This window comes from Williamsia soli (assembly GCF_017377795.1).
In the GTDB taxonomy this organism is placed as follows: domain Bacteria; phylum Actinomycetota; class Actinomycetes; order Mycobacteriales; family Mycobacteriaceae; genus Williamsia; species Williamsia soli.
The window spans coordinates 77,783-101,311 of sequence record NZ_JAFRDR010000002.1; the positions used below are offsets into that span (position 1 = coordinate 77,783).

23 protein-coding genes are annotated in these 23,529 nt (G+C 63.4%); 13 read left to right on the forward strand and 10 right to left on the reverse strand.

The window, feature by feature from the left end:
* Positions 1–10: 10 nt before the first annotated feature.
* Positions 11–844, forward strand: a complete 834-nt coding sequence (locus tag J3S28_RS04900; RefSeq protein WP_207838358.1) for an ABC transporter ATP-binding protein — start codon at positions 11–13, stop codon at positions 842–844.
* Positions 841–1,914: an ABC transporter substrate-binding protein gene (locus J3S28_RS04905; protein ID WP_207838361.1), complete on the forward strand. Its 1,074-nt coding sequence runs from the start codon at positions 841–843 to the stop codon at positions 1,912–1,914. The genes J3S28_RS04900 and J3S28_RS04905 overlap by 4 nt, the downstream gene beginning before the upstream one ends.
* Positions 1,915–1,989: 75 nt before the next feature.
* Here J3S28_RS04905 and J3S28_RS04910 read toward each other — a convergent pair whose 3' ends face one another.
* Positions 1,990–2,352, reverse strand: coding sequence for a YybH family protein (locus J3S28_RS04910; protein WP_207838364.1), 363 nt, complete (start codon positions 2,350–2,352; stop codon positions 1,990–1,992).
* Positions 2,353–2,452: 100 nt separating this feature from the next.
* Between J3S28_RS04910 and J3S28_RS04915 the strand changes: the two genes are divergently transcribed.
* A complete protein-coding gene (locus J3S28_RS04915; RefSeq protein ID WP_207838367.1) occupies positions 2,453–3,331 on the forward strand; it encodes a LysR substrate-binding domain-containing protein in 879 nt (292 codons plus the stop codon).
* 202 nt (positions 3,332–3,533) lie between these two features.
* Here the strand turns inward: J3S28_RS04915 and J3S28_RS04920 are convergent, their stop codons facing one another.
* Positions 3,534–5,708: a glutamine synthetase III family protein gene (locus J3S28_RS04920; RefSeq protein ID WP_207838370.1), complete on the reverse strand. Its 2,175-nt coding sequence runs from the start codon at positions 5,706–5,708 to the stop codon at positions 3,534–3,536.
* A gap of 210 nt (positions 5,709–5,918) precedes the next feature.
* Positions 5,919–6,458: a GNAT family N-acetyltransferase gene (locus J3S28_RS04925; protein ID WP_207838372.1), complete on the reverse strand. Its 540-nt coding sequence runs from the start codon at positions 6,456–6,458 to the stop codon at positions 5,919–5,921.
* Between the two features lie 215 nt (positions 6,459–6,673).
* Between J3S28_RS04925 and fadD8 the strand changes: the two genes are divergently transcribed.
* Positions 6,674–8,299, forward strand: a complete 1,626-nt coding sequence (gene fadD8 / locus J3S28_RS04930) for a fatty-acid--CoA ligase FadD8 (protein ID WP_207838374.1) — start codon at positions 6,674–6,676, stop codon at positions 8,297–8,299.
* A 7-nt stretch (positions 8,300–8,306) separates the two neighbouring features.
* Here the strand turns inward: fadD8 and J3S28_RS04935 are convergent, their stop codons facing one another.
* The 4 genes from J3S28_RS04935 to J3S28_RS04950 form a co-directional block, all read right to left on the reverse strand.
* Positions 8,307–8,909: an energy-coupling factor transporter transmembrane component T family protein gene (locus J3S28_RS04935; RefSeq protein ID WP_207838376.1), complete on the reverse strand. Its 603-nt coding sequence runs from the start codon at positions 8,907–8,909 to the stop codon at positions 8,307–8,309.
* A complete protein-coding gene (locus tag J3S28_RS04940) occupies positions 8,906–9,604 on the reverse strand; it encodes an energy-coupling factor ABC transporter ATP-binding protein (RefSeq protein WP_207838378.1) in 699 nt (232 codons plus the stop codon). The genes J3S28_RS04935 and J3S28_RS04940 overlap by 4 nt, the downstream gene beginning before the upstream one ends.
* Positions 9,601–10,230 (reverse strand): biotin transporter BioY, encoded by a 630-nt coding sequence (locus J3S28_RS04945; protein WP_207838380.1) that lies wholly within the window; start codon positions 10,228–10,230, stop codon positions 9,601–9,603. The genes J3S28_RS04940 and J3S28_RS04945 overlap by 4 nt, the downstream gene beginning before the upstream one ends.
* A 96-nt stretch (positions 10,231–10,326) precedes the next feature.
* Positions 10,327–11,526, reverse strand: a complete 1,200-nt coding sequence (locus tag J3S28_RS04950; protein ID WP_207838382.1) for an RtcB family protein — start codon at positions 11,524–11,526, stop codon at positions 10,327–10,329.
* A 126-nt stretch (positions 11,527–11,652) separates the two neighbouring features.
* Here J3S28_RS04950 and J3S28_RS04955 point away from each other — a divergent pair, with 126 nt between their 5' ends.
* On the forward strand, positions 11,653–12,201 hold the full coding sequence (locus J3S28_RS04955) for a DUF1990 domain-containing protein (protein WP_207838384.1): 549 nt from the start codon (positions 11,653–11,655) through the stop codon (positions 12,199–12,201).
* A 26-nt stretch (positions 12,202–12,227) separates the two neighbouring features.
* Here the strand turns inward: J3S28_RS04955 and J3S28_RS04960 are convergent, their stop codons facing one another.
* Both J3S28_RS04960 and ppk2 read right to left on the reverse strand, forming a co-directional pair.
* Positions 12,228–12,671: a VOC family protein gene (locus tag J3S28_RS04960; RefSeq protein WP_207838387.1), complete on the reverse strand. Its 444-nt coding sequence runs from the start codon at positions 12,669–12,671 to the stop codon at positions 12,228–12,230.
* A 36-nt stretch (positions 12,672–12,707) separates the two neighbouring features.
* Positions 12,708–13,544: a polyphosphate kinase 2 gene (ppk2, locus tag J3S28_RS04965; protein WP_207838390.1), complete on the reverse strand. Its 837-nt coding sequence runs from the start codon at positions 13,542–13,544 to the stop codon at positions 12,708–12,710.
* Positions 13,545–13,658: 114 nt separating this feature from the next.
* Between ppk2 and J3S28_RS04970 the strand changes: the two genes are divergently transcribed.
* Together J3S28_RS04970 and J3S28_RS04975 are read left to right on the forward strand one after the other, a co-directional pair.
* Entirely contained in the window at positions 13,659–14,708 is a 1,050-nt protein-coding gene (locus J3S28_RS04970) for an LLM class flavin-dependent oxidoreductase (protein WP_207838393.1), read from the forward strand.
* A 65-nt stretch (positions 14,709–14,773) separates the two neighbouring features.
* Positions 14,774–15,916, forward strand: a complete 1,143-nt coding sequence (locus tag J3S28_RS04975; RefSeq protein ID WP_207838396.1) for a hypothetical protein — start codon at positions 14,774–14,776, stop codon at positions 15,914–15,916.
* 13 nt (positions 15,917–15,929) lie between these two features.
* Here J3S28_RS04975 and J3S28_RS04980 read toward each other — a convergent pair whose 3' ends face one another.
* The gene (locus J3S28_RS04980) at positions 15,930–17,495 is read right to left on the reverse strand and encodes a hypothetical protein (protein ID WP_207838398.1); all 1,566 of its coding nucleotides are present in this window, start codon (positions 17,493–17,495) and stop codon (positions 15,930–15,932) included.
* A gap of 173 nt (positions 17,496–17,668) precedes the next feature.
* Here J3S28_RS04980 and secA2 point away from each other — a divergent pair, with 173 nt between their 5' ends.
* The 6 genes from secA2 to J3S28_RS05010 all read left to right on the forward strand — a co-directional run bounded on the left by secA2 (position 17,669) and on the right by J3S28_RS05010 (position 23,356).
* Complete coding sequence (gene secA2, locus J3S28_RS04985; protein WP_207838400.1) at positions 17,669–20,122, forward strand: accessory Sec system translocase SecA2; 2,454 nt, start codon at positions 17,669–17,671, stop codon at positions 20,120–20,122.
* Positions 20,123–20,175: 53 nt separating this feature from the next.
* Positions 20,176–20,805 carry a CDP-alcohol phosphatidyltransferase family protein gene (locus J3S28_RS04990; protein WP_207838402.1) on the forward strand — a complete coding sequence of 210 codons (630 nt, stop codon included), beginning with the start codon at positions 20,176–20,178 and terminating at the stop codon, positions 20,803–20,805.
* Positions 20,806–20,915: 110 nt separating this feature from the next.
* Positions 20,916–21,320: a glycine cleavage system protein GcvH gene (gene gcvH, locus J3S28_RS04995; protein ID WP_207838404.1), complete on the forward strand. Its 405-nt coding sequence runs from the start codon at positions 20,916–20,918 to the stop codon at positions 21,318–21,320.
* A 218-nt stretch (positions 21,321–21,538) separates the two neighbouring features.
* A complete protein-coding gene (gene garA / locus J3S28_RS05000) occupies positions 21,539–21,997 on the forward strand; it encodes a glycogen accumulation regulator GarA (RefSeq protein ID WP_346425978.1) in 459 nt (152 codons plus the stop codon).
* A 35-nt stretch (positions 21,998–22,032) separates the two neighbouring features.
* Complete coding sequence (gene ftsR, locus J3S28_RS05005) at positions 22,033–22,722, forward strand: transcriptional regulator FtsR (protein WP_084893767.1); 690 nt, start codon at positions 22,033–22,035, stop codon at positions 22,720–22,722.
* Positions 22,723–22,837: 115 nt separating this feature from the next.
* Positions 22,838–23,356 carry a bifunctional nuclease family protein gene (locus tag J3S28_RS05010; RefSeq protein ID WP_084893768.1) on the forward strand — a complete coding sequence of 173 codons (519 nt, stop codon included), beginning with the start codon at positions 22,838–22,840 and terminating at the stop codon, positions 23,354–23,356.
* The last annotated feature ends 173 nt before the right edge of the window (positions 23,357–23,529 follow it).

Here is a 23,529-nt window from a genome sequence, read left to right on the forward strand (position 1 = left end):
AGGACTTCCGGTGACCAGAGACCACGATCTGAGGGTCGAAGAGTTGACGATTTCTTACGGCGCCGGGGACGTCGTAAAAGACCTGGCGCTGGCGATCGGACCGGGACAGATCACCGCGATCGTCGGCGCGAACGCCTGCGGGAAGTCAACTCTGTTGCGGACCATGGCTCGGTTGCATTCACCCCGGCTCGGGCAGGTGGTGCTCGACGGCAAGGCCGTACACAGTATGCCGACCAAAGAGGTCGCCACCATCCTCGGATTGCTTCCACAGTCGCCGATCGCGCCCGACCAGATCAAGGTCGCCGATCTCGTTGCCAGGGGGCGTTATCCGCACCAGGGCTGGTTCCGGACCTGGACGGCACGCGACGAGGAAGCGGTCACCGCCGCGCTCGTGGCGACGGGCACACTCGACCTCGCGGACCGGCATGTCGACGAGATCTCCGGTGGGCAGCGCCAACGGGTCTGGATCGCGATGACGCTGGCCCAGGAAACCGACATCCTGCTGCTCGACGAGCCCACGACGTTCCTCGACATGAGTCATCAGGTCGAGGTGCTCGATCTGATCACCGACCTGAATCGGAGCATCGGCACCACTGTCGTGGTGGTGCTGCACGACCTCAATCTTGCTGCCCGCTATGCGGACACGCTGGTGGCGATGCGCAAGGGTGAAATCGTGGCCGTCGGAACGCCCACCGATGTCGTGACGCCACAGGTGATCTCGCAAGTGTTCGACATGGACGTCCAGGTCGGCGTGGACCCGGTCGCGGGCAGCCCCGTCGTCTACCCCATCGGGCGGCACCACGCCCCCGCGGTCACGGCATCACCAATAGAGGAGAAAAGATGATCAGGTCCCGAACGCGTTCCGGGCGCGGTACTCGACGAGGTGTGCGATTGCTCAGTGCGGTTGTCGCGCTGACGCTGTCAGCAGGATTGATGGCGGCGTGTTCGTCCGACGACTCGGATTCGTCCGCTTCGTCGAGTTCGGGGGCGTCGGGTCCGACCGACGCCTTCCCGATCACCGTGGAACACGAGTTCGGTTCTACCACCATCGAGTCCGAGCCCAAGCGCGTCGTCAGCGTCGGCTATACCGAGCAGGACATCCTGCTCCAGCTCGGGATCCAACCGGTCGCCGTCACCGAATGGTACGGAGAGCAGCCTGATGCGACCTGGCCGTGGGCGCATGACCTCCTCGGTGACGACAAGCCCGAGGTCCTCTCGGTCTCTGACGGGTTTGAGTACGAGAAGATCGCCGGCCTGGATCCCGATCTGATCATCGGCACGAACGCCGGTATGACGCAGGAGGATTACGACAAGCTCGAACAGATCGCACCCACCGTCGGGAGCGTCAAGGGCGCGGCGTCATACTTCTCCAACTGGCAAGCGCAGACGCGGCTGATCGCCGACGCGGTCGGCCGATCCGCTGCCGGCGACAAGGCCGTCACCGATGTGGAGAACGCCTACGCGAAGGCCCGCGAGGAGCACCCGGACTTCGAGGGCAAGACGTCAACGTTCACCCAGGGCGCGCCCTACGACGGCTCGCTCTACACATACCCGGCCGGTCTGAACACCGACTTCTTCACCGATCTCGGGTTCGTCATGAAGCCGGGACTGGAGAAGTTCGTGCCCGAACCCGACAGCCAGGCGTTGATCTCTGCCGAGAACACGGACCTGATCGATGCCGATGTGGTCCTGTTCGCCACCGAAACCCAGGAAGGTTTCGATGAACTGATGAAGTTCGGGACGGTGGCAAACCTGAACGCGGTCAAGGACAAGCGTGCCGTGTTCACCGACGCGACCCTGTCCGGTGCGATCTACTTCCTCACCCCGCTCAGTCAGATGTACATCATCGAGCACCTGGTCCCGCTGCTCGATGCCGCGGTCAAGGGTGAATCTAAGCAGAGCTTTCCGAGTTAGACCGACCTCTGAGCACGCCGACGGTCCGCCACCTCGAGTCATGGGTGGCGGACCGTTGTATATCCGGCCGAATATCTATTGCCCAGTGGTGAACTCGGGCTGATCGAGAACCCGGAGCCAGCTGCCGTCGGGCTGACGGCGCACGACCTGGGCGCGGGCGCCGGAGCCGTCCTTGGGCGGTGTCGAGGTCAGTGCAATGTCGCCGCTGATCAGTGTGGGTAGCGGTTCCTCGGCCTCGAAGTGGGGGTTGTGGGAGAGAACGCCCTCCCAGAGTTCACGGATTGCTGCACGACCGACGGTGTGCTGCCCAGGTGGGTAGGCCATCACGGCGTCCTCGGCATAGAGGAGTGCCACGCCCTCGGCGTCGCCTGCGTTGGAGCGCTCGACAAACAACCTGGTCAAGTCCTCGGGGTGCTGAGCGGTCTCACGGTTCGTCATGGTGGTGTGTCCTTTCCTTGTCGGGGTCTGTCATCCACGATTGCGCGCAGTCGTCCAGAAGTCCAACAGATTGTTCGGATGGTAACTAGAATCAGAGGTTATGGAACTGCGTCAGCTGGAGTACTTCGTGGCCGTCGCCGAGGAGGCGAACTTCACCCGCGCCGCCGAACGCGTCCGGATCAGTCAATCGGGGGTCAGCGCCCAGGTTCGCCAACTCGAGCGTGAACTCGGCTGCGAACTGTTCGACCGGTCGAGCCGGGTCGCCCGCCTGACTGTTGCCGGCCGCGCTGCGCTCGGACCCGCCAGGGCTGCGCTGGAGGCAGCCGCGGGACTCGGTCACGCCGTGGACGAGGTCGGCGGCCTCCTCCGCGGGGAGCTGTCGCTCGGCATGGTCATCGGATGCACGATCACCCCGCTGTTCGTGGGGCTGGAGAAGTTTCATCGGCGACATCCAGGGGTTGCACTCTCGCTCCACGAGGACAACTCGGACCGGATGGTCGATGATCTCCACGCGGGGAAACTCGACGTCGCGCTGATCGGCGCGTACGGATCGGCGCCCGCCGGACTGGAGTCCATGACCATAGTCAGCGAGGCGCTGTGTGTCCTGGTGCCGCCGGGGCACGAATGGGCGGCGAGAAAGAGCGTGAGGGTGGCTGATCTGGATGGCAGCGCCGTGATCTGCATGCCGCAGGGGACCGGGATTCGGGCGACACTCGACGACGCGTGCGCCGGTGCAGGGGTATCTCCGGTCATCGCCCTGCAGGCGACCTCGGCAGACGCGATCGCCGACCTTGCATCACGAGGACTGGGTGCCGCGGTGCTCAGCGAGTCGATGTCCGCCGATTTCGCGGAGCGCCTGGTGGCGCTTCCGCTGGACGGCGTGCCTGAACCTGCCCTGCTGCTGCTGGTGTGGTCATCGTCGTCGAATCCGGCACTCCGAGTGCTCGTTTCATGCTTGACCGATGCGTTCGGGGTCTGATCTTGGGCCGAGCGTGCCCTCCCGGACACCGAGCGTGCCCTTTGGGACGCCGAGCGTGCCCTTCCGGACACCGAGCGTGCCCTTCCGGACACCGAGCGTGCCACTACCCCGGCGGGCGGCCCACTGGACCAAAAGAAGGGCCCGCTCGGCGTATTTAAGGGCCCGCTCGGCGTTGGGAAGGGCCCGCTCGGCGTCGTGGTGACTACAGGATGTAGAGCATTTCCTGGTAGGTCGGGAGTGGCCAGAGGTCATCGGCCACAATCGCTTCGAGTTCGTCAGCTGCAGTTCGAACAGCAGCCATGGCGGGCAGGAGGGTGTCGCGGGCGAAGAGGGCCTCTGCCGGGGCGCCGTCCACGTGCTCGCCGAGCGCGGACTTGAGAGTAGCCAGCGCTGTGGTCAGTGCCGACATCGGTTCGCTGACCATCGAGAGCAGCGTGGTGTCTGGCTCCAGACCGGCACTCTTGAGCGCGGTGACGTTGGTGGCGATCTCCGTCTGATAACGCACGGCGGCCGGAAGGACGAGGGTCGACCCGATCTCGAGAGTCAGCTTGGCCTCCACCGCGATGGTCAAGTAGTACTGTTCCAGCCCGATCTCGTAGCGGCTGTGCATCTCTCGATCGTTGAAGACGCCGTACTTGGAGAACAGTTCGATGGACTTCTGGGTGATGAGCTCCGGAAGGGCATCGACTGTGGTCTTGAGGTTGGGCAGTCCACGGGACTCCGCTTCGATCGGCCAGGTGTCGGAGTAGCCGTCGCCGTTGAACACGACCGCGCCGTGTTCGGTGATGATGTCGGTGAGCAAGTGCTGCACGGCAGTGTCGAACTCGACACCTTCCTTGACTGCTTGCTCGAGAACGGTGGCGCAGTAGTCCAGGGAGTCGGCCATGATCGTGTTCAGGACGACCATCGGTTCGCTGACGGTCTGCATCGAACCCGGTGCCCGGAACTCGAAGCGGTTGCCGGTGAACGCAAACGAGCTCGTGCGGTTGCGGTCACCGGGGTCGGTCGGCAGGACAGGCAATGTGTCGACACCGATGATCATGGTGCCCTTGCCCTTCGAAGAAGTCGCTGCACCCTTCGCGATCTGATCGAAGACATCTGCGAGCTGCTCGCCGAGGAAGATCGAGACGATCGCGGGCGGGGCCTCGTTGGCGCCCAGGCGATGATCGTTCGTGGCCGAGGCGACCGAGACGCGCAGAAGACCTGCATGCAGATGCACTGCGCGGATGACGGCGGCACAGAACACCAGGAACTGGGCATTCTCGTGCGGGGTGTCGCCGGGGACGAGCAGGCTGCCGAACTTGTCGTTACCGAACGAGAAGTTGACGTGTTTACCGGAGCCGTTGACACCTTCGAAGGGCTTCTCGTGGAAGAGACATTCCATGCCGTGCTTCTTGGCGACGGTCTTGAAGGTGGTCATCAAGAGTTGCTGGTGGTCGGCTGCGATGTTGCCACGCTCGAACATCGGCGCGATCTCGAACTGTCCTGGCGCGACCTCGTTATGGCGGGTCTTGGCTGGAATGCCGAGCTTGAACAGCTCACGCTCGGTGTCCATCATGAACCCGAGCACCCTCTCAGGGACAGCACCGAAGTAGTGGTCGTCGAACTCTTGGCCTTTCGGCGGTTTGGTGCCGAACAGGGTGCGCCCGGCGTTGAGCAGGTCGGGGCGCGCGAGGAAGAAGTGGCGATCAACCAGGAAGTACTCCTGCTCCGGTCCACAGAATGCGACGATGTGGCCGGGGTTGTCGTGGCCGAACAGTTTGAGAACACGCTCGGCGTGCTTGCCCATCGCCTGCTGCGAGCGAAGCATCGGGGTCTTGTGGTCGAGTGCCTCACCGGTCATCGAGACGAAGACCGTCGGGATGCACAGGGTGTTGCCGTTCGGGTTCTCGAGTATGTACGCGGGGCTGGTCACGTCCCAGCCGGTGTATCCGCGGGCCTCGAAGGTGTTGCGGAGGCCACCGTTGGGGAAGCTCGATGCGTCGGGCTCGCCCTGGATCAGGGTTTTACCCTGGAACTCGGCCATTGTCGATCCGTCGCTGGCCGGCTCGAGGAAACTGTCGTGCTTCTCTGCGGTGAGACCGGTCAGAGGGTAGAAAACGTGAGCGTAGTGGGTGGCGCCCTTCTCCAGCGCCCAATCCTTCATCGCGGACGCAACAGCGTCGGCGACAGCGGGATCGAGCTTGCTGCCCTTCTCGATCGTGGTGATGACGGACTTGAAGACATTCTTCGGCAGCCGCTTCATCATCACGGATTTGTTGAAAACGTTCTCGCCGAAGACATCGCCCGGTGCCTCGGTGATGTCGAAGCTCACGGGTGGCGGAATGTACGCCTCGACAGCGGTGATGGCGGCGAGCCGGATGTTGTTACCACTCATTTATCTCATTACCCTTCAGGCGTGGGTCCTGCACTTGTCCTGCAAGCCCTGACCTGCGAACTCTACGAATCGTCGGTAACCGACTTGTTTCGTCTCAGTGACGATGAAAAGCAGTGTGGGTCGAGTGTTTCGAACTGGTTGCCTGCCGCCGGTAAATGTCCGTTTCGACGTCGAACACACGCACCGCGAGAGTGCACATCGTGCTCCAGCTCACCGCCCCGACGGACGGTCGATACGGAACACGTGATGCTGACCGTCGTCGACGGGGTTGTCGGGTTTGAGATAGCCGGTGGCGATCTGAGTGAATCCGGCAGCCAGCAGCGCTCGCCATGAGGCCGGGTTCGCCACTGCAACCGGGACGATCACGGTGGTGGACGACGGGTAGTCGTCCCAGCACTTGTCCACCATCTCCTTGATCATCGCGGTACCGAGACCTTGTCCGGTGAAGCGCGTCTCGCCGATGAAATAGTCGATCGACAGGGTGTCCTCGGGGACTTCGACGAGCGTCTCCATCTCGGCCTGATCGTCCGGATAGTCAGAGAACCGGTATCGCTGGATGAAGCCGATCGGATCCGGCTCGTGGATCACGATGAAGTCCTCCGACGCCTCCGTTCCGTCGAAGCTGCCGGCGAAGTCGCGTTCGATCGCCTCGTCCGAGGTGTCGTGGAACCAGAACCTCGCGACGTGCAGATTCTGCAGCCAGGTCTGGATGAGTGGAAGGTCCTCGCGGGTGGTGCGGCGGAACTGCATCTCACCAGCTTCGGCTTCCGGGGATGCCGGGTCAACCGGTATTCCCAGGACGATCAGATGGCTCCACCGTCGACGTGGATGACCTGTCCATTCACCCACTGGGCGGGGCCGGCCAGAAACGCAACCGTCCCCGAAGGCAGCTCCGCATCCGCTCGAAATGGGGGTGTTGAGCTCGAAGACTTCCGCAAATCTGTAACACGTTCTAGTCTGAGCTCATGACTGTTTCTGCGGACGCAACCACTGAATTCGATCACCTGCGCGGCGGTACCCACCTCGGACACCTGATGGTTGCCTCGCTCAAACGGCACCACAACGACCCGGTGCTCTTTCTCGGCGACACGACGCTCACCGGTGGTCAGATGGCCGAGCAGATCAGTCGTTACATCCAGGCATTCGAGTCGCTCGGTGCCGGTTCCGGAAGCGCGGTCGGACTACTCGCTCTGAACCGACCCGAAGTTCTGCTGGTGATCGGTGCGGGACAGACCCAGGGCTGGCGCCGTAGCGCTCTGCACCCGATGGGCTCCCTCGACGACCACGCGTACGTGCTCTCCGATGCACAGATCAGCACGCTGGTCATCGATCCCGTACCCATGTTCGTCGAGCGGGCGGTGGCCTTACTGGAGCGGGTCGACAGTCTCAAGCAGGTGCTCACCTTGGGGCCGGTGCCCGCCGAGCTGGCTGACGTGGGCCGCGATGTCATTGCTGAGGCGAACAGGTACGAGTCGAAGCCTCTGGTGGCAGCGGACCTCCCGCCCGACCACGTCGTGTCGATCACGTACACCGGCGGCACCACCGGAAAGCCCAAGGGCGTCATCGGTACCGCGCGGGCGATGTCGACCATGACCCAGATCCAGTTGTCGGAGTGGGAGTGGCCGGATCATCCCCGCTTCCTCATGTGCACCCCGCTCTCTCACGCCGGCGCAGCGTTTTTCGTGCCGACGCTGATGAAGGGCGGCTCGATGGTGGTGCTGTCCAAGTTCGACCCCGCGGAGGTCCTGCGCACCATCGAGGAACAGAAGATCACGGCAACGATGCTCGTGCCCTCGATGCTGTACGCCCTCATGGATCATCCGGATTCCCGGACGCGCGACCTCTCGTCTCTCGAGACCGTCTATTACGGGGCGTCTGCGATCAATCCCGTGCGGCTGGCTGAGGCGATCGAACGGTTCGGGCCGATCTTCGCGCAGTACTACGGGCAGTCCGAGGCGCCGATGGTGATCAGCTATCTGCCCAAGGGTGCTCACGATGCCAAGCGGCTGTCGAGCTGCGGACGGCCGTCGGCGTTCTTGCGTACCGCTCTCCTCGGTGACGACGGAAAACCGGTGCCGGTGGGGGAGCCCGGAGAGATCTGTGTCGCCGGGCCCTTGCTCGCCGGTGGCTACTGGGGTCTGCCCGAGGCGACAGCCGAGACGTTCAAAGACGGGTGGCTGCGCACCGGTGACGTCGCCCGCGAGGACGAGGACGGCTACTGGTTCATCGTCGACCGGACCAAAGACATGATCGTCACCGGCGGATTCAATGTCTTCCCCCGGGAGGTCGAGGACGTTGTCGCCGAGCATCCTTCGGTGGCCCAGGTCGGTGTCATCGGGGTACCCGACGAGAAGTGGGGTGAAGCCGTGACAGCGATCGTCGTGCTGCGGTCGGACGCACCCACCGACGAGCGCTCGATCGAGACGATGATCTCTGAGATCCAGAGCGCGGTGAAAGACCGAAAAGGGTCTGTGCAGTCGCCGAAACAGATCATCATCGCCGACTCCCTACCGCTCACCGCTCTGGGTAAGCCGGACAAGAAGTCACTGCGCAAGCAGTACTGGGGCGACAGTGATCGATCGGTCGGCTGAGACCGGCTCAGTCGAGCCCGCGCGCGGTGAGCGACTCGGCGAATCCGTCCGCTGCGTGCAGGGTGGCGATCACCGCGGGAGCCACCACGACACGAGGTGAGAACCGCAGTCCGCGTGCGCGGCGTGCCTCGTCGACCTGCGCGATGATCTCGACCATCAGCGGAATCGCGCGGATGGCCAGTGCCATGGCGAGTGCGATCTGACTCGGCCTCATGCCGATTCGGGACAGCGGGCTCAGCATCGTCGTCAGTGCAGAGAGCATGGCGGTCGTCTTCGTGGTCAAGGTCACCACCGCGGCCAAGGCGACCGACAACACGAGCACGCCACAGACGACCACGGCCCTGGCCCAGTCCGTGAAGATGATCTGGAACACGAAAACGAATCCGACCACCCAGACCAGCGGCCGCAGTTGGTCCAGGGCGACCCGCGGACCGATCCCGGCCACTGCGTAGACGCCTGTCACGGCGAGAGTGGCTGCGGCCAGGCGCGCCGGGCTGGTGACAAGCAAGGCCATCACGAGGATGGTCACGGCGAGTAGCAGGAGTTTCACGCCTGCGGGCAGCCGGTGAACGAGGGATCGGCCGGGCCGGTAGATCCCCAGGATGCTCACGACATCAACTCGCGGTAGGCGGCGATGGCGACCGCCGGTGGACCGTCGCAGTGGACGGCACCGTCGTCGATCACGATGACCCTGTCGAAATCGCTCAGGAACTCGAGGTCATGAGAGACCACGATCAGCTGCTCGTCGATCGTCGCGAAGGTGTTGCGCAACATGGTCGTGTTCCGCAGGTCGAGCAAGGTGGTGGGTTCGTCGGCGACGATCACGGCAGGGTCGGTGACCAAGACCGATGCCAGCGCGAGCAGTTGTTTCTGACCGCCGGACAAGCGATGTGCGGGATGATCGGCGTACTCCTGCAGACCGAACCGTTCCAGCGTCTGTGCAACTCGACGTTCCCGTTCTCCGCGAGACAGATCGCTGCGGGACAGCGACAGATCCACATCCTCGGCGACTGTCGGCATGATGATCTGACGGTCGGGATCGGTGAACACGAAGCCGACCATCTTCCGGACGTCGCGTGCCCGGCGCCGGGTCGGAACACCGTTGACCCACACCGACCCTCGATCCGGGATCACCAGACCGTTCACCATCCTCGCCAGCGTCGACTTGCCGCTGCCGTTGGAGCCGACGATGCCGATCCGGCGCTCGGTCAAGGTCAGGGACACGTCCCGAACGACAGTTCTGTCCCCGAATGCGTGGCCCACATTCTCGAAGACCACCCCAGACTGTGAACGCTCGGCAGTCATGCACCACCGGTGCTGCGGCGTATCCGCAACGGTCTGATCAATCCGGGGTAGCCGCGGTGGACCTGGCGCGCCACCAACGCAGTGATCACCGCCTTCGCCACGTCTCCCGCTACGTAGATGCCGTTGGTAGACAGTGCGCCCCACCAACTCAGGTCGGTGCGCAGCAACAGACCGATCGTCCCGAACAGGTAGATGACTCCCATGCCGCCGACGATGTTGATCACGATGCCCGGCAGCACCCGGTACCGCGGCATCATCGTGGCGGTCAGGATCCCGATCACCACGACAGCGGGGAGCCAACCGATGAAGAAGCCGGCTGTGGGGGACGTCAGCGAAACCAGTCCGGTGCGTCCGCCGGCCAGTATGGGGAGCCCGGCGATGGCGAGCAGCGAGAAGATGATCACCGCGAGCCCGCCCTTGCGCCACCCGAGGATGGCTCCGGCAAGCATCACACCGAGGGTTTGCAGGGTGATCGGCACCCCGCTCGGCCCGATGGTGATCGTGCCCGGCAGTCCCAACGCTGCGATCAGGGCGGCGAACACCGCCGCCTGCGTCAGGTCGCCGACCCCGATTGCCCAGCGCGCTCGCGATGTCGGGTTCTCGTGCACATAATCCGTGGAAGACATTCCAGTCACCTCTTACCCATCTTTTCCAGATGGGATTATGTCCCGTTCACGTGCGAACCAGGGAATCGGGCGGCCCCTGCGATCAGATGTCTGTCTTCATCCCTTGACGCACACCACCTGGCGCAGGTGTGCGATCACCTCGACGAGGTCGGTCTGAGCTGCGATCACCGCGTCGATGTCCTTGTAGGCCGCAGGAATCTCATCGACGACACCCGCGTCCTTCCGGGATTCGACACCGACCGTCTGCGCGACCAGATCATCGGCGGTGAACACCTTCCGGGCCTTGGTTCGGCTCATCTTCCGTCCTGCGCCGTGCGACGCGGAGTAGAAGGACTGCGCCGAACCCAGTCCCCGCACCACGTACGATCCGGTGCCCATGGAACCCGGGATCAAACCCATGTCTCCCGACCCCGCGCGAATGGCGCCCTTACGGGTCACCAGTAGTTCGAGACCGTCGATGTCCTCGGTTGCGACATAGTTGTGGTGGCATGAGATCGGCTCGTCGAATACGACAGCCCGGGACGGGAACGACTCCCGAACGGCTGCACACACCAACTCGAGCATCACCCGGCGGTTGCGCGCCGCGTACTCCTGAGCCCAGGTGAGATCGCGACGGTAGGCGTCTATCTCCGGAGTGCCGGTCACGAAGACCGCGAGATCGCGATCCGGTAGGTCGGCATTGTAGGGCAGTGCCGCCGCGGCCGCCATGTGACGATCGGCGAGCTCCTTACCGATGTTTCGCGAACCGGAGTGCAGCATCACCCAGACAGCGTTGTCACCGTCGGCGACGCAGATCTCGATGAAGTGGTTGCCACCGCCGAGAGTGCCGATCTGCTTGTGTGCTCGGGTGTCGAGCTGCTGTACACCGCGATCGAGATCGCTGAAGCGGGACCAGAAGTCACCCCACCCGCCGCCGACCGCCAGTTCGCGTACGTTGACCGGGGCCTTGTGCGAGTGAAATCCCACCGGGACCTTCGCCTCGATCGCCGACCGCACACCGGAGAGATCATCGGGCAGGTCGGATCCTACGAGATCGGTTCGAACAGCGGTCATTCCACATCCGATATCCACTCCGACCGCGGCAGGGCAGATCGCGTCACGCATGGCGATCACCGATCCGACGGTGGCACCCTTGCCCACGTGGACGTCGGGCATCACCCGGACCCCGTGCACCCACGGCAACTGCGACACCCGGCGCAGCTGTTTCACGGCCTCGTGCTCGATCGCCTCTTCGTCGGCCCACAACAGGGTCGAGGCGGACGCGCCGGAAAGGGCAACGGGGAAACGGGAGTTCATGACAACAGTTCCTTGATAGAAGGCTTTGGGCCACCAATCGATGGCTCGCTCAAGGTATTTGGATCGGCGCCTTGGTGTCCACCGATTTGTTCGTCTCGTACCGGTGGCCGGTCGTACGATGAGGCCATGGGAACTCGCACTGTGGGACCGCTCACCGCGGCCGAAGTCGACGGCCTCCGCGTCGCCGAGTACGCCTATCCGGAGGTGGGCGCCACAGCAACCGAGCCGCCCGATGGGTACCACCACCTCCGCCGGGAGAGGGTCATCGGCCACGGCGAGACCCTGTTCCGCGCGAGGGGTTCAGATGTGCTGCGGTGGCAGATCCAGCTGCGTAGCGGGTTCACCGTCAATGCCTCGGCGAACGTCGTCGTCGAAGGTGCGAGCGCCCTGCTCGGAATCGGGGTCGGCCGCGTTCGGCTCAAAGCGCCCGTTCGCATCGTCTACGTGGTCGACGAAGCACACCGACAGGGTTTTGCCTACGGCACCTTGCCGGGGCATCCGGAGTCGGGTGAGGAACTCTTCTGCGTCGAGCACAGGCCCGACGATTCGGTGGTGCTGGTGATAGCTGCTTTTTCGCGGCCCCAGACGCCGCTGGCCAGGGTTGCGGGACCACTCGGCAGGGTGGGCCAACAACTGATCACCGCCAGATACCTGCGATCGCTTCGGGAGCGCTGACCGCGATCAGCTGAAACTGACCACACTCAACTGAAACTGATTCGGCCCGCGTCGTCCACCTGCCAGCCCGGGTTGTGGGCGATTTCCCAGATGATGTCATTCGGGTCCAGGACATGTCCGTGAAATGTCCCACCGAACGCACTGTCACTTGCCTGCTTCAGCACCCGGCCTCCAGCGGCGACCATCGACTCGATCAAGGGAACGACCTCGTCGCGACTACTCACGTTGTGCGCCAATGTAATCCCACGGGCAGAGGCACTGTGCAGATCCGCGGGTACGTCACTGCCGAGGTCTTCGGCGAACTTCGCACTGTCGAAAAAGCCCAGAGTCATCCGCGGCGCGATCTGAAAGAAGATGATCTCGTCCGGGACGTCGAGCAGTGGCGTCCAACCCAGCCCGTCTCGATAAAACGTACGGACAGCGGGCAGGTCAGGGGTCGAGAACGTGAGGAAATTGATCTCTTGCTGCATTCCACCAATGTAGTCAGGCGGCGGCGCGACCCGGGATCAGTTCTCGGGATCGCCCAGCAACTCCGCCACATGATTCGGAACGTACGTCGACAGCGTTCGCGAAGGCCGCTGGTAGGTCCCGGTATCGATCGGTCGATCGGGCAATTCCACGGTCGGCATCTTGACCTCGTGGTAGTCGATCGTCGACAGCAGGTGCGAAATCATGTTCAGTCGAGCGTGCTTCTTGACATCGGATTCGACCACATACCACGGGCTGTTCGGCGTATCGGTGTGCACCATCATCTCGTCCTTCGCTCGGGAATAGTCTTCCCAGCGGTAGACCGACTCGAGGTCCATCGGACTCAGTTTCCACTGTCGCACGGGATCATTCAGCCGCGAACGGAAACGACGCAGTTGTTCGCCGTCAGACACCGAGAACCAGTACTTGCGCAGAATGATGCCGTCGTCGAGCAGCATTTGCTCGAACACGGGTGTCTGTCTCAAGAACAATGAATGTTCCTGTGGGGTGCAGAATCCCATGACCTTCTCGACGCCTGCTCGGTTGTACCAGGAGCGGTCGAACAGCACGATCTCACCGGGGGCCGGAAGGTGCGCGATATACCGTTGGTAGTACCACTGGCCACGTTCTCGATCGGTCGGCGCGGGCAGGGCAGCAGTACGAACCACTCGGGGTGAGAGATACTCGGTGATCCGTTTAATCACCCCGCCCTTGCCTGCCGCGTCCCGACCCTCGAAGATCACGACCACCCGCGACTTGGAGTCTTTCACCCATTCCTGCAGTTTTACGAGTTCGGTCTGCAGACGAAACAGCTCGGCCTCGTAGACATCCTTCGGCAGTTTCGGAGATTTCTTCTTCCCGTGGCTCTTACTCATGGAGGGAGCCTACTGGCTCATCCAGGCGAGAGGCGGGGTTTACGCCGCGGGAACAATCTCGGACCAGGTGTAGTTCTGAGGAGGTCATCACCCCACCTATGGAAAGAGGCCGCAATGGGCAAGCCCGGAGGACAGTTCGACATCGAACTCGGTCTGGACACCTTCGGTGACCGAACCGCTGATGACGATGGCGTGCTGCAGTCGTACGACCGGGTGATCAGAGACGTCATCGCGGAAGGAGTGCTCGCCGACGAGGTGGGGCTCGACTTCTTCGGCGTCGGAGAACACCATCGGGCCGACTTCGCAGTGTCGGCTCCGGAAGTGGTGCTCGGCGCGATCGCCGCCAAGACGAAGAACATCGCGCTGGGCACCGCAGTCACGGTGCTGAGTTCGGACGACCCGATCAGGGTGTACCAGAGGTTCGCGACGCTCGATGCGATCTCGGGAGGTCGCGCCGAGGTGATCTTGGGCCGCGGGTCGTTCACAGAATCGTTTCCGCTGTTCGGATACGACCTCAGTCGCTACGAGGAACTCTTCAGCGACAAGCTCGATCTGTTCAGCGCGCTGCGCTCGGAAGGTCCGATCGAGTGGTCGGGGACCACGAGGCCACCCCTGCAGGGCGAGCAGGTCTATCCGAAGACCGCCGCGGGATCGGTGAAGACCTGGATCGGCGTCGGTGGATCGCCGGAATCAGTGGTGCGTGCCGCCCGTTACGGAATCCCGTTGATGCTGGCGATCATCGGCGGCGAACCGGCACGCTTCGAGCCGTTTGTGGACCTCTACCACCGTGCGCTCGCCGAGTTCGGGCAACCGGATCTACCGGTGGGCATGCATTCGCCGGGACACGTCGCGGACTCTGACGAACAGGCTCGCGACGAACTCTGGCCCCATTATCGGGACCAGATGACCACGATCGGACGCGAGCGCGGTTGGCCGGCGACCACCAGAGGACAATTCGAGCAGGCCGCAGGACCGAACGGTTCGCTGTATGTCGGGTCTCCGGAAACCGTCGCCGCCAAGATCGTCCGGAATATCGAAGCGGTGGGCGTCAACAGATTCGACCTCAAGTACGGCAACGGCACGCTCGGCCATGAGACCAAGATGCGCAGCATCGAGCTCTACGGCACCAAGGTCGCTCCGATCGTCCGGGAAGCTCTCGCCTGAGGCGGTAAAGTCCGCCTGAGATTTGTTGCCGCCGGCGGGTGCGGCACGGGGCAAGAGGAGAACACGTGGCGAGTACATCCGGTCCGGTATCGGTGACGTCGCGAACCGAGTACCGCCGCCCCATCCACGAACGTCTGGCCACAGTGGCCAGCGCTTTGGCTGCGGCGGCGTTGCTCGAGTTGGTTGCGCTGACGATCGTCGACACCGATCCGGTGGTGACCGGGTTGGTGGTGATCGCCACGCTGGGTCTGAGTCTGCTGTTGGCCGCCGTCGGCCGGGTGATCGACCTCCCGGCGATCAGCATCACGGTCGACGACGAGATGGTGCACTTCGGCAACGAGGTGGCCATCCATTCCTTTCCCCTTGCAGACCTGCTGTCGGTGAAGCAGAGCACCGAACTGTCGAGCGACACCTCGGTGGCCCGTTCTTCGCGCGCCGACCAGTATCGGGTGAGAGGATGCCGGTACCTGCAGCTCCGGTTCGCGAGCAACCCGGACCAGGAGTGGCAGGTGGCCACCATCGAGTCCGATCCCGCCGCCGCCGAGGTCGTCTCGCGATTGCGCGCACACCAACCGAAGAAGCGGAAGGTGTCCGTCGGCAGGACCATGGGGGATCTCGCGAAGCCGGCACAGGCCGAACCCGACTACCAGCCGACCCAACCTCAGCCCGACCGCCAAGCACCCCGGATCGCCAACGCGGGAAGCGTCGAAGCTGCCGAACGACTGTGGCAGGCTGCGATTCGCCAGCATGAGGCTGTACTGATCGACTACGCCCAGTATGAACTCGAACCCGAACTGCTGCTGCGCTTTCCCGCTGTCACGGATGTCTCGGTCGACACCGTCGAGCGATTTCATACGGCGCTCAGCCGGGCGCAAGACCTACGCACTGAGCGTTTCCCGGTCAATCTCGACCGCGCCGACGAGTATCAGCAGGCGGTGATGGCCGTGCGTAAGGCGTGGGCTGACTGCGAAAAGTACGGTCGCGCAGTTGGTACCGGGCTTCTCGACGTCACCGACCAGCGTGAACTGACAACGGCGCTGTCATTGCTCGAGAACGCACGGCACGCTGAAGGAGCGCAGCAGGCCGACTATCTCGACCGCATCCATCACATCGTCACCGATCTCGCGGACCGGGGCAGCCTGCACCCGCAACAACAAGCCATCGACGAGATCGAAGCCGGTCGTCGCCGGGCGCTCGAAGCGGAGTAGGACACGAGCCTGGTCAGTCGGATTCGATGAACCGACCGTCGACGGTGTAGTAGTCGATCGGACTATCGGGGCCGACCTCGACCATGATCACTGTCTGATACCGATCGACGACGTAGGTACTCGAGGTCTGGATATCGACGCGGTTGCGGTCGAAGGCATCTACGGAGTGCCGGCGCATCGCGTCGTCGCGGACGGCGTCGAACGTCTGCGCGGAGATGTCGTCGAACGCGACCGCGCCGTCGGTGTAGTCGCGGGACCGGGTCTCGGTGCTCCTGACAACAGGAAACGAGCCCGGGACGATCGCGAGACTTCCGTTGCGGGTCAGGTCCGAGAAGTCCATCAGCACTCCGCCGGAGTTCTGGATCGTTCCCGCCCGCATGGTGGGTGTACCGGAGTCTGTGCCGCGGATCTCGAATCTGGTGAACAGTGGCGCGGACGCCGGCAGGCCGGTCTCACCGATTGCGAGGGCCGCCTGGGCGAAAGCCGCGTCGAAGTCACCCGGCTGGAACCACGCCGCGACCTTGCCGGACGTATCGGCTTGTATCGTCTCCTCGTTCTCGTAGTCTTCTCCGAAGTTCGCGGTCACCAGAACAGGTTGGTCGTTGTCGGCGCGTTCGATCTTCAAGCTCTGGAAGTCCCGCGACTCGGCAGGAAGCGCAGCCGCCATGGCGTCGGTGATCGCGTTCAATGGCATACCCGCCACCTCGCCGAGTGTGAACGTCTTCGCAGACCGGAACGGCGTCGAACTCCGGGACGGTTCGTACCATTCGTCGCTGGATTCGGAATACCAGACGTTCAGGCTTTCCCCTGTCGCAGGGTCGAGGACGTACGCCCGATCACTGCCGTTCTCTTCGAGTTCCAGACTCAGCACGTTGCTGGACGCCGTGGGTCCGAGCGTGGAGACATGCTCGATCAGCGCGGCCATACGTTCTTCACGATTGTCGCTCGGTCCGTCGCCGGTGAAGGAGACGCTCCCCGTCGATGGGAGGGACACGGAGAAATGCCAGCCGCCGCCGACGCCGAGGAACAGCGCCGCCGCGACGGCGACGATGATCACGGGATACAGCAGCGTCGACGTCGCGGGGTTGTCACCGAACTCGGGTTCCGGAACCGGCTTGCCACCGGACTGATACGGCAGCGATTCCGGTGGGCGAGGAGGGATGAAGGAAGCCGGCAGTCGATTGTCCGCATCGCTCAGGAGATTGGCGACCATGCCCTTCGGCATGGCCGACAGCCACCGGGTTCGATATTCGGTGTCGTTCGGCGGAGAGATGGTGGCGGTGACGAGAGTGGGCTGCACGTTCGCCGCATCGAGGCTCGATCGGGTGAGCGCCTCCACGGTCACGGGGATCTGCTGCGATGAATGGCCGCCCTGCAGCGCGCCGTCGATGCGCCGAGGCCGGGGCGCAACGAAGACCGTGGCGATCGCCAGGGGTACGCCGAGCCCCAGCGCCAGGCCCCAGTGGTTGTAGGCGCCGAGACCTACAGCGCACCCCAACAGGACGCCGGCGACCACCGATCGGATCGCACATCGAACCGCTGGTGAGCGCAACGGACCAGACCCGCTTTTCGAACCCATGGCCACCTCCGGATGGCATCCTATTGGCTTGCGTGACCTGCGCGGAAGTGCGGAGCTTGCGGTGGTCTGGCGATTGCCGCGTACGGTAACGCGCGAACGTGATCCGCGTACGGTGGAGCACGGCAGTTTTTCGAAGTGACCGCGTATTTGTATGGATGAGGGAGTACGGCTCGGTGGGAAAGCTCACGAACAACATGTGGCGGCTACTGGGAGCGCAGTCCTCGCGTAACCAGTCGAAGTCTCTAGCACTCCTGAAGAAGGCCGCCTCGTTTGACGACTGGGCAAAAGAGCTCGAGGACAAGGATTTCGCCGCCGCTGCCGAGAAGCTGGACATCACAGATCCCGAAGGCCACGACCGTGCCCGATTCCTCGCTCTAGCGCGAGAGGCGGGTGACCGCACGCTGGACATGCGCCCATTCGACGTTCAGCTACAAGGTGCACTTCGCCTACTCGAGGGCGACATCATCGAGATGGCGACCGGCGAGGGCAAGACGCTTGCCGGAGCCATCGCCGCCGTCGGCTTCGTCTTGCAGGGTCACCGTGTGCATGTCATCTCCGTGAATGACTACCTCGCGACCCGCGACGCCGAGTGGATGAAACCTCTGTTCGACCAGTTCGGCATCGTCTCGGCGGCGGTCTCGGAGAACTCGACCCGCGCCGAACGCAAAACCGCCTACGACGCCGACATCACCTACGGATCGGTCAACGAGATCGGCTTCGATGTGCTGCGCGACCAGCTCGTCACGCGGGCCGAGGACCTGGTCTCGCCCAAACCCGACGTGGCCATCATCGACGAAGCCGACTCGGTCCTCGTCGACGAGGCGCTCGTGCCGCTCATCCTGGCCGGCGCCACCATCGGTGAAGTCCCGGACAAGCCGATCCACGACGCTGTCGCCCGCCTCAAGAAGACCCACTACGAAATCGATCCCGAAGGCCGGAACGTCTATCTCACCGACGAGGGTGCCGCCTACATCGAGGCCGAACTCGGGGGCATCAACCTCTACGACGAAGAGCACGTCGGGACGACGCTGGTGCACGTGAACGTGGCCATGCACGCGCACATCCTCGTCGAGCGCGATGTCCACTACATCGTTCGCGACGGCGGTGTGCACCTGATCAACGCCTCACGCGGCCGAGTGGCTCAGCTCCAACGGTGGCCGGACGGTCTGCAGGCCGCTGTTGAGCTGAAAGAGGGTCTGGCGCAAACGGATTCGGGCGAGGTCATCGACACCATCACGGTGCAGGCGCTGATCGGGCGCTACCCGAAGGTCTGCGGCATGACCGGCACCGCCCTGGCGGCAGGCGAGCAGTTGCGGCAGTTCTATCAGCTCGCGGTATCGCAGATCCCGCCAAACACCAAGAACGTTCGCATCGACGAGGCCGACAGGGTCTTTGACAACAAGTCCAACAAGGCCGATGCCGTCGTCGAGTTCGTCAAAGAGGTGCACGAGACCGGCCAGCCGATCCTCATCGGCACCCATGATGTGGCGGAGTCGGAAGAGCTCGCCCATCTGCTCGGTCGTGCCGGCGTGACATCGGTTGTCCTCAACGCCAAGAACGACGCAGAGGAAGCCAAGATCATCGCCGAGGCCGGGGCCAAGAATGCGGTCACGGTCTCGACGCAGATGGCAGGCCGCGGCACCGACATCAAACTCGGTGGCTCGAAGGGTCAGAAGGACGGAGAGTCGACGTCGGAGCGTGATGAAGTCGTCGAACTCGGTGGTCTCTGTGTCGTCGGAACCGGCAGGCACGACACCGAACGGCTCGACAACCAATTGCGCGGACGCGCGGGACGGCAGGGGGATCCGGGCCGGTCGGTCTTTTTCTCCAGCGCAGAAGACCCGGTCGTGACGCGCAACCTGACCCTCAAACGTGACCCGGTCAGTTCCTCCGAAGACGGTTCTCTCGGATCGAAGGGTGTCGACCTGATCGAGCAGGCGCAACGGGTTGCGGAGGGCGTCATGCTCGAACTCCACGCGAACACGTGGCGCTACAACCAGCTGGTCAACCAGCAGCGCGAGATCGTTGTCAGGCGGCGCACAGAACTGCTGACCACCGATGCCGCGCTCACCGAACTCAAGAAGTCCGAGAACAAGCGCTACCTCGAGCTGATCGGCGAAGCCCCGGTCGAGTCCGAACAGAAGGCCGACAAGGCGGACAAACCAGAAAAGGACGCGGACAACGCAGCAGCGGATGCGGACAGGGCGAACGCCACAGTGGATGAACCGGAAGCCGCGGTGGACGAGAAGCCGGAACCGGTGCCAGTCGAGGTCCTCGAACAGGCAGCTCGAGAGATCATGCTCTTTCACCTCGACCGCGCCTGGGCTGATCACCTGGCGTTCGTCTCTGATGTTCGGGCGAGCATCCACCTGCGATCGCTCGGCCGGGAATCACCGCTCGATGAGTTCCACAAGCTGATCCTCGAGGAATTCGGGAAGTTGCCCGGCGACGCGGTCGACAATGCCCGGAAGACATTTCGAGAGGCGATCATCACCGCGGACGGAGTCGATCTCGAACAGGCCGACCTGCGTCGATCGACCACGACCTGGACCTACATGGTCCACGACAGTCCGTTCTCGTCCGGCGGTGCCAAGGCGCTACAAGGCATCATCGGCATCTTCCGATAGTCCGGCTGCGCCGATCTCCCGCCCGGTGCGGGTGATGTGACAGGCTGTTCGGCATGGAGGACACCGACTCGGACCCGATTGTGGAGTCGGACCGGATATTCACCGTTCCCAACCTGCTCAGCGCGCTGCGTCTGGCACTCGTGCCCGTATTCCTGTGGGTGCTGTTGGTGGAAGAGGCCGACGGGTGGGCTTTCGCGATCCTGTTCTTCTCCGGGCTGTCGGATTGGGCGGACGGCAAGATCGCGCGCCTGCTCGACCAGTCGTCGAAGCTCGGAGCACTGCTCGACCCGGCGGCCGACAGGCTGTACATGCTGGTGGTGCCGATCGGTCTCGCGGTGCGGGGAATCGTCCCGTGGTGGTTGGTGGGTCTGTTGGTCGGCCGCGATGTGTTGCTCCTGGCGACCGCGCCGCTGCTCCGTTCGCGCGGGATAACGGCGCTACCGACGATCTACGTCGGCAAGGCGGCGACCTTCGCGCTGATGTACGGATTCCCGATGATCCTTGCCGGACAAATTGATTCGGTGATCGGAGACGTCTTCTACCCGTGCGGTTGGGCCTTTATGATCTGGGGCACCGCGATGTACCTGTGGTCGTTCGTGTTGTATTGGATACAGGCGGTACTCGTGGTGCGGACCTTGCCGCCGGCCAGGGGTTCGGACCGATCGACAGAGGGCTCGGCCTGATGAGGTCGGCGAGCTCAATACGCTAAATTTTCCCTTCAACTCCCGCTGAAGTTTCTTCGACCCAGTTCCGGAGCCATGACGGCCCAAGCGCAAGACGGAAGGCGACAATCGTGACCGACAAGCAGACTCCAGACGATCTGCGGTACACCACAGAACACGAGTGGGTGCAGCAGGTATCCGACCGCACGGTGCGGGTCGGCATCACCGATTACGCACAGGATCAATTGGGCGACGTGGTCTTCGTGCAGCTGCCGGCCATCGACGATCCCGTGGTGATCGGGGAGTCGTTTGCAGAGGTGGAATCGACCAAGAGTGTCTCCGATATCTTCGGGCCTCTGGAAGGCGTGGTCACGGCGGTCAACGACGACTTGGAGGCAAGCCCCGACCTCGTCAACTCCGAGCCCTATGGCCTCGGCTGGCTGGTGGAGATCACCGTCGATTCCAGCACTGATCTCGACGAGGTGCTCGGCGAGATGCTGGACGCCGCCGGGTACGGCGAAGTCACTGCCGGATAAGATAAGCCGCGATGCCGGTTGCACACACTGTATGCAGCCGGTTTATGCATCTGCGGGCGGTTGCAGGGTACGGTCTAGGTCACGGGTAATGCCCCAATCCACTCGATGAGGCCGAATTCGGCGGATGAGTAGTCAGACCGCCGAAGCCGCCGCAATCACCGTGGAACGACAAGGTCCCAATCGGTGGCCGCGGGGACAATTACGAAGAAGGAGAATTGGTGAGCGACAACGAGAAGGACTTCGAGGCTCCGGTGGAGACCACCTCGGTCTTCCGGGCCGATTTCATCAAGGAGATGGAGTCGACCGGTGGTTCCACCACCGAAGCCGCGGCCAGTGGCGTAGAACGCCTCTCGGCCGGTACGGCGCTGCTGGTGGTCAAGCGCGGCCCCAACGCCGGATCGCGATTCCTGCTCGACCAGGCCACGACCTCGGCCGGTCGACACCCGGACAGCGACATCTTCCTCGACGACGTCACGGTGAGCCGGCGCCACGCCGAGTTCCGCTTGGGCGACAACGATTTCCAGGTTGTCGATGTCGGCAGCCTCAACGGCACCTACGTCAATCGCGAGCCGGTCGATTCAGCTGTTCTGGCGAACGGTGACGAGGTCCAGATCGGCAAGTTCCGGCTTGTCTTCCTGACCGGCCCCAGTGGTGACGAAGGCTCCTCGAACGCGTGACCTCACCGTCGGCGGGGCAGCAATCTGAAGGATCGATGTCGATAGGCTCGGTTCTGGATCAGTTGCGCGGCGAGTTCCCGGACGTGACCATCTCCAAGATCAGATTCCTGGAGTCCGAGGGTCTGATCACCCCGGAACGATCACCGTCCGGGTACCGCCGCTTCAGTCGTGCCGACTGTGAGCGTCTGCGCTTTGTCCTGACGGCGCAGCGGGACCGTTACCTGCCGCTGAAGGTCATCAAGGAGCAGCTCGAGGAGATCGATCGCGGCGCCGTCTCCGAGGCGCAATCGGGCACCCGCCTGTTGTCGTCGGCGAAGAACTGGGTGGCTCCGGCAACCGACTTTTCGCAGAGCGGCGGGGGGAGGCTCAGTCGGGACACACTCATCGAGCGGACCGGCGTCGATGCCGCCTTTGTCGCGGAGCTGTGTGACAACGGACTTCTCGTTCCCGGAGCTCGCGGATTCTTCGACGAGGACGCGGTTCGTCTGGTCTCGGCGGCCTCGGCCCTGGCGAACTTCGGCGTTCAAGCTCGTCATCTCCGAGCGTTCAAGGTCTCGGCCGACCGTGAGGCCGGTCTGGTCGCGCAGATCGCCAGTCCCATCGCCAAGGGCAAGGGAACAGGTGCGCGCGATCGGGCCGAAGAGATGGTGCGAGAGATAGCGGCGCTGTCAGTCACCCTGCACACCCAGTTGGTCAAGCAGGCTGTACGCGAAGTTCTCGACTGAGCCCTGCCCGACGGAGCTGCACCATTTGGGCTGGCCGCTCGTGGGGCGGGCCGCCTTGCCATAGGATTGGAAGCGGTGAGCATATGACCGCAGAACCGTTGGGAGGGCCGATCGCATGAGTGAAATGCGCGTGGTAGGTATTCGTGTGGAACCGCCGCAGAGCCAGCCGGTGCTCCTGCTGCAGGAAACGTCCGGTGAGCGTTATCTGCCCATCTGGATCGGGCAGAGCGAGGCGGCATCAATTGCTTTGCGCCAAAAGGGTGTTGAGCCACCGAGGCCCCTGACCCACGACCTGATCGTCAACCTGATCAGTGCTCTCGGCCATGAGCTGGTCGAGGTCCGGATCGTCGACATGCAAGAGGGCACGTTCTACGCAGACCTGGTGTTTGCGGGAGATCTGCGGATCTCGGCACGTCCGTCGGATTCGATCGCCATCGCGATGAGGGCTGAGGTTCCCATTTACGCCGAGGAATCCGTGCTCGCCGAAGCCGGCTTGCTGATGCCTGCCGACGATGTGGAGGAGTCGGATGACGACGAGTCCGCGACGGAGGTCAAGGAGGACGAGGTCGAGAAGTTCAAGGAGTTCCTCGACTCGGTCTCTCCCGATGATTTCAAGGCCACCGGAGGAGCCTGACCCGGTCGATCACCGTTACGGTCACGGAATGGAAACCGCGGGGTCACGAAACGCCTAAAGCTCGAGTTTAGGTTCAGGGTTAGGGCGAGTCGCGTTGATCGCGCGGTCCGCGCCCCTTACCGTCTTCTCAGACCGCGAAAATTGCGGTGATGTGATTTTGACCGGTCAGAGCG